Annotated in this window: 7 protein-coding genes; 6 read left to right on the top strand and 1 reads right to left on the bottom strand. The window is 70.3% G+C overall.

What is annotated here, in order from left to right; translation table 11 throughout:
• Nucleotides 1-242 precede the first annotated feature (242 nt).
• Nucleotides 243-1,214, bottom strand: a complete 972-nt coding sequence (locus tag D0D37_RS45540; protein ID WP_116206774.1) for a hypothetical protein — start codon at nucleotides 1,212-1,214, stop codon at nucleotides 243-245.
• Nucleotides 1,215-1,427: 213 nt separating this feature from the next.
• On the opposite strand from D0D37_RS45540, the gene D0D37_RS45535 reads away from it, so the two are divergent.
• The 6 genes from D0D37_RS45535 (at nucleotide 1,428) to D0D37_RS45510 (ending at nucleotide 5,548) form a co-directional block, all read left to right on the top strand.
• Nucleotides 1,428-1,769: a WXG100 family type VII secretion target gene (locus D0D37_RS45535; protein WP_116206773.1), complete on the top strand. Its 342-nt coding sequence runs from the start codon at nucleotides 1,428-1,430 to the stop codon at nucleotides 1,767-1,769.
• 16 nt (nucleotides 1,770-1,785) lie between these two features.
• Nucleotides 1,786-2,085, top strand: coding sequence for a hypothetical protein (locus D0D37_RS45530; protein WP_037809581.1), 300 nt, complete (start codon nucleotides 1,786-1,788; stop codon nucleotides 2,083-2,085).
• A 97-nt stretch (nucleotides 2,086-2,182) separates the two neighbouring features.
• Complete coding sequence (locus tag D0D37_RS45525) at nucleotides 2,183-2,566, top strand: hypothetical protein (RefSeq protein WP_116206772.1); 384 nt, start codon at nucleotides 2,183-2,185, stop codon at nucleotides 2,564-2,566.
• Nucleotides 2,563-3,900 carry a WXG100 family type VII secretion target gene (locus D0D37_RS45520; RefSeq protein ID WP_116206771.1) on the top strand — a complete coding sequence of 446 codons (1,338 nt, stop codon included), beginning with the start codon at nucleotides 2,563-2,565 and terminating at the stop codon, nucleotides 3,898-3,900. The genes D0D37_RS45525 and D0D37_RS45520 overlap by 4 nt, the downstream gene beginning before the upstream one ends.
• Nucleotides 3,897-5,174 carry an alpha/beta hydrolase gene (locus tag D0D37_RS45515; RefSeq protein ID WP_116206770.1) on the top strand — a complete coding sequence of 426 codons (1,278 nt, stop codon included), beginning with the start codon at nucleotides 3,897-3,899 and terminating at the stop codon, nucleotides 5,172-5,174. The genes D0D37_RS45520 and D0D37_RS45515 overlap by 4 nt, the downstream gene beginning before the upstream one ends.
• Nucleotides 5,171-5,548, top strand: a complete 378-nt coding sequence (locus D0D37_RS45510; RefSeq protein ID WP_116206769.1) for a hypothetical protein — start codon at nucleotides 5,171-5,173, stop codon at nucleotides 5,546-5,548. The genes D0D37_RS45515 and D0D37_RS45510 overlap by 4 nt, the downstream gene beginning before the upstream one ends.
• The last annotated feature ends 213 nt before the right edge of the window (nucleotides 5,549-5,761 follow it).

The following is a 5,761-nucleotide window of genomic DNA, read 5'->3' as shown; positions in this document are numbered from 1 at the left end:
CCCCAGTAGCAATCCCCACTCCATCGCCAGCCCGCACCCCAGCCGCCCGCAACCCCGCCACAAACCGCCCGACAAGCTCCAGCACCTCCCCCCGACGAACCCGCCGCTCCCCGTGCTCGAACGCCACCCCGTCCGGCTCCCGCCGCAACGAATCCAGCAACCCCTGAGGAAATGCCACAACCCCGCCCTCCCGCCGGGCCAGCCGACCACCGGCTGGCCCGGCAAGAGGTACCGAACAGATCTCAGAATCCCCTCAACGCATGCCGCTCATCGGGAACGCCCGCGGGCCGCACCGCCAGCACCGCTCCAAGCGCCACCACCGCGACCAACCCGGCAGTCGCGGCAAGCGTCCAAACATCCGGCCGCACAATCGACTGCCCGCGCATCGCCTGCCACGCGGTAATCGCGATGACCCCGGCGTACCCGACCGTCCCAGTCCACACCAGCCGACGCCGCACCAGTTCGTTAGACAGCACCGGATACCGCCGAGACAACGCAACCAACGCAAGCGCCAGAAGCGGCAAGGCTTGAATCGCGTGGATCCCCACGAAGTGCGTGATCCGCATATCCCCGCCGACCGTGCTCCAGCCCAGCACCGGCAGCCCCGGCCCGCCGTCCTCGAGACCGATCGTGTGCCCGCCGATCATCGACGGCTTCCCGCCGCCGTCCAGCACGTGCTGCTGCGCCGGGCTGGCCGAGAACATCATGAGCGCCAGCCCCATCCCGCCGGCCGCGAGCGCGGTCCCCCACCGCAGCGCGGACGTCAGCGCACGGTCCGGCAGCTTTTGGAACAGCAGCAGGACGACCACCGCCGCGGTCGCGCCCCACGCGGTGAACGCGCCGGTGGCCAGGATGTTGCCGATCAGCACGTCGGCCGGCGTCTCGTGGTTGAAGTGCAGCGGACGGTCCTGGACGAGCACCTGCCACACCAGCAGCGCCATGTCCGTGCCCATGCCGACCGCGAACACCGTGCCCATCCACCAGCCGGCTCGGCGGCCGCGCTGCACGAGCGACAACAGCCACGCGAGCGTCGGCGCGTACAACGCCACCGAAACGGCGAATTTGAACGGTTTCGCCCACAGCGGCGCGTTGACGAGCGTGCGATCATCCAGCAGCAGCCCGAACACGCAGGCGACGAACAGCAGCACCATCGCCCCGGCCAGCACCCCCAGCGGGCGATGCAGCCGGAACAGTCGTAATCCCCAGGAAGTCATGGGGCAAGCCTGGTCGCCGGCGGGGGGCCGAACACTGGCGTGCTCCCCCGTCTCGGGGGTAGGGCGCACCCCACCTGTGGGTAATAGTGCCGTCAAAGCGACCGGCAGTTGTGCCGTTTGACCGCACCCGCTTCTTTTCTAGCGTGACATTCACACCGCGCGGCCCACCGCGCACCGGGATTTTCCACGAGAGGGAAGGAGGTGGCCCGTCAGATGTCCAGTCCGGGATTCCAGGCAGATTCCGCTGCCATGACGCGCGCCGTCCAGGGCTTCGAGGAGACCGCGTCGAGCGCGAAGACGACGATGACCAGCTTGGAGTCCGAGCTGACCGAGTCGCTGCGGAACTACAAGGGCGACCAGGCCGTCGCGTTCTGGGACCTGCAGCGCAGGCTCCAGGAGAAGATGACCGCCGCGGTCCGCGAGCTCGACACCATGTCGCAGCTGGTGCACACCAGCCACACGAACTACAACGCCGGCGACTCCGACGTGCACCAGAGCTTCCAGAGCGTCAGCCACACCGTCGAGGGCAACGTGATCCCTCGCCTCAACCCCTGAGAGAGGACAAGACACCATGGCTGACGTCGTAGAAATCAGCTTCGGGGCCCTGCAGCACAGCTCCGCGTCGCTCGCCGCCAAGGCGAAGGCGCTGACCTCCCAGCTGGAGCAGCTGCACCAGAACCTGCAGCCGATCACCCAGACCTGGTACGCCTCGGGCAGCTCCGCCGGTGAAGCGGCGCGCGCGTCCGAGACCCGGCTCCGCCAGGCGACCGCCGACATCGTCGCGATCATCGCGCAGTTCGGCACCAAGGTCGGCGACGCCCACGATCTCCAGCACCAGCTGGAGAACCGAAACCAGGGCCTGTTCGCCTGATCCGGCCCCGACGCCGGCCGTCCGGGGCGGGACCACCCCCCGCCCGCTCCGGACGGCCGGCTTTCCCGCGTCCTGCCGCACGAGAGGTCACCGGCCGATGCCCGACCAGTCGTACTACGTCCACCTGGAATCGCTGAGCGACTTCGTCCGGGAGCTGGAAACCCAGATCCACGCGATGTCCCGGCCGAACGACTTCCTGCGCACCCTCGGGGAGCATCCGCTGCTGTTCGGGGAGTTCGGGGAAGCCGCTTCGCTCGCCGACGCCCACCGCGCCGCGGTCGCCGAGATGCAGGGCCTGCTGGAGCAGGTCCGCGGGGCGATCGCGTTCGCTCAGGACGTCACCACCACCGTCGCCGACGGTTACGCCCAGGCCGACCAGTCGGTCGCGGGCGACCTGCACCAATCGGGTCAGCAGACCGGTCTGCTGGACCCGCTTTTTTCGTTGCTGGGCCTCGAATCTTCAGGGGGTAAAGACGCATGAGCGGCCCTCGCACCAATTTCGCCGGCTACACCCACCAGCAGCTCTACGCGATGCTGCAGGCGGGCGACCCGACCACCGCGCGCGCCGCGGCCGAACAGTGGGGTTCGGCCTCGCGCGGGCTGCACGACCAAGCGGAGAACCTGTCCGACCAGCTCACCGACTTCTCCAGCTCGTGGACCGGCGGCGCGGCCGATCAGTACCGGACCATGATGAACGACCTGGTCGGCGGCATGCGCAAGGTCGCGGTCACCGCGCAGGGCATGCGCGACATGCTCGAGGACGCCGCGGATGCGCTGGTCAAGGCCAAAACCGAGATGCCGCCGCCGGTCGCGGTGCCGGACGTCTCGCCTGCCGACGTCGCGCTGGCGGTCAACCCGCCGCTGCTTCCGCCGGACACCCCGCCTGCGACCGTCGTCGCCGCGACGCAGCAGCGGCAGCAGGCGATCGCCAATGTCGAAGCGCAGCAACAGGCCGCCAACGCCGCCGGCTCCGCGCACGCGAAGGCGATCGTCGTCATGAACAACCTCGCGACGAACTACGACACCGCCGAGGACGCGATCCCGGTTTCGCCGAACGCGGCCGCTCCGCCGCCCAAGCCGGTTCCCGGCGGCGGCGCTTCCACCGGCGGCGCCACCGGCCCGATCGGCAACAGCCCGGACGGCGGCACCGCGGTCGGCGCTCCGGTCGATTCGCACCCGCTGCCCACCGACGGCACGCAGATCCCCGGCACTTCGCAGCCCGGACACCCGGCCCAGACGCCGGGCAGCCCGCTGTTCGGCGACATGTTCACCGCCGGTCTCGCGGCCGCTTCCGCCGCCGCGTTCGGCCGGTTCGGGTCGATCATGCCGAAGGTTCCGCCGTGGGCCTCGGGCAGCAGCAACAACAAGGACAAAGACAAGAACGACAAGGACAAAGAGCAGGACACGCTTCCGGGCACGAAGCTCGGCGGCGGGGCCGGTCCCGCGGGCGGTGGCGGCGGCGGGATCCCGGTCGGCGGAGGAGGCGCTCCGTCGACCGACGGCGGCGGCATTCCGTCCGGCGGCGGTCTCAGCGGTGCCGGCGAGGCTCCGGCCGCGCACTCCGGGCTCGCCGGGAACGCGCAGTCGAACGTCCTGAGCGGGCTCGCGGGCGGCGCCGCCGGTGCGGCGGGCGCGGCGGCCAAGAGCGCGATGCCGATGATGCCCATGATGCCGATGGGCGGCATGGGCGCGGGCGGCGACATGGGCTCGGGCAGGCGGATTCCCGCGTGGCTCGTCGAAACCGAGAACGTGTGGGGCCAGCAGGCTCCGGTCGCGCCCTCGGTCATCGGCGAAGAGCCGATCGACCAGCCGTGACCGACGGCTACCGGGTCGCCCCGGCGAAACTCGCCGGGGCGGCGTCCGAATTGGACGCTCGCGCCGGCGCGCTCCGGACCGTGCAGCAGGCCGTGGCGGGCGAACGAGTGCCCGCCACGGCCTTCGGCCAGGTGTCCGCGTCGTCCGGATGTGCCGCCGGGCTGGCGAAAACGCTCGGCGCACTCGCCGCGGACGTCGACCAGCGCGTCACCCGCGCCCAGGTCCTTCGCGACGGCCTCACCGCTTCTTCCGCGGGATACCGGCGCGCCGACGAGCAGGTCGCGGCGATGTACCGCTCGCTCCTGCCCGAAGACCCGGTGCCGTCAGCCGGAAAGTCCGCCAGCAGCGGCGGATGGGCCGGAACCATCGCGGCCAACCGCATGAAGGTTTCCGACGCGCTCGCCGCCGAACGGACCCGGCTGGCCGGACTGTCCGATCCGGACGCCATCGCCCGTTCGAAGCGGCGAATCGCGTTGTACCAAAGCATTATCGACGACCACCGGCAGATCCTGCGCTTCGATCCGTCCGGCGACGGCCGGATCGCCGAACTCGTCGGCACGATCCAGCCGGGCACGCGCAACGTCGGGCTGTTCGTGCCCGGCGTGCACACCCGGATGGACACCTTCCAGTCCTACTCCGACCTCGGCCGCAGCCTCGTCGCCGCCGACCCGAGCGGCCGGACCGCGATGGTCGTGTGGGCCGACGGGGTGTTCCCGCAGAACGTCACCACCGAGGGCGCCGAAGCCAGCTACGCGCAGACGATGGCCCCGAACCTCAAGGCGTTCGGCGACGAACTGCGCGGCCAGGTCGACTCCCAGACCGGCGGCGCGGCCACGATCACCGCGATCGGCCACAGCTACGGCGGTGCCACCGTCGGGCTCGCTGACCAGCAAGGCTTGCCAGTGGACCGGGTGCTGCACGTAGAGTCGGCGGGCATGGGACACGGCGTATGGAGCCCAGCGGACCTGCCGCCGAGCCAGGCCGGCGTGCAGCGGTACTCGATGACCGCCCCGCTGGACCCGATCATCCTCGCCCAGGGCAACGCCGGGGCACTGGAATGGACCGGCATCGGCCAAGGCGCCAACCCGGACACTTTCCCCGGCGTCACCGAACTCACCACCGGCCGCGATGCCGCGGGCGACGTGCAATGGGGTTTGTCCTCGCACAGCGGCGTGCTCAAGCCGGGTTCGGATTCGTGGGAGAACATCTACGGCGTGCTGACCGGCGGCCACGTCAGTGAGGCACCCGTGCCGGTTCCGGCGGTGCTGCCGTGATCACGCGCGAACTGAAGGATCTGGCTGCCGAGCTGACGAACGTGATCGACAGTGTGGCCGCGACGTTCGGGGCTCGCGCAGTGCCCACAGTGGACGGTGAGCTGGATTGCGATCCCGCTCAGCCAGGGCAGTTGGTGTGCTGGCAGTACGGGGTCCGGATGGAGGACAGCCCGGGCGCATTGCGGGTGCTGACCGAAGCGGTGCGGCCGACGTTGGAAGCGGCGGGCTGGGAATCGTATGACCGCAGCACTTATCGGGAAGTGATCGGGCGGTTTTCGCGCGAGGGCGCGGATTTCAGCGTGCACATCGCCCGCGACGGGCGTGGGGTGGCGATCATCGGCTCGACCCGGCTCGTGAGTGTTAATCCCGGTTAGAACCGCGATTGCCACTCACGACCCCCTCACCACCCGCCGCCGAAGCAACGCAGTCAACCTTCGCACCCGACAACGCAGGGTGCCCGCCGTCAGCTCCATCCGCCTCGTGAGTGCTAACGCCGGTTAGAACCGGCATTGCCACTCACGACCCCCGACCAGCGCCTCAGCCGTGCTCACGCCCGGAACCGCGACGGCCGCCACCCGCGCCACCCC

Source organism: Amycolatopsis circi, assembly GCF_003385235.1.
Lineage (GTDB): Bacteria > Actinomycetota > Actinomycetes > Mycobacteriales > Pseudonocardiaceae > Amycolatopsis > Amycolatopsis circi.
Note: the sequence above shows the minus strand (reverse complement) of the source record. Positions and strands in the feature narration are given on the sequence as shown.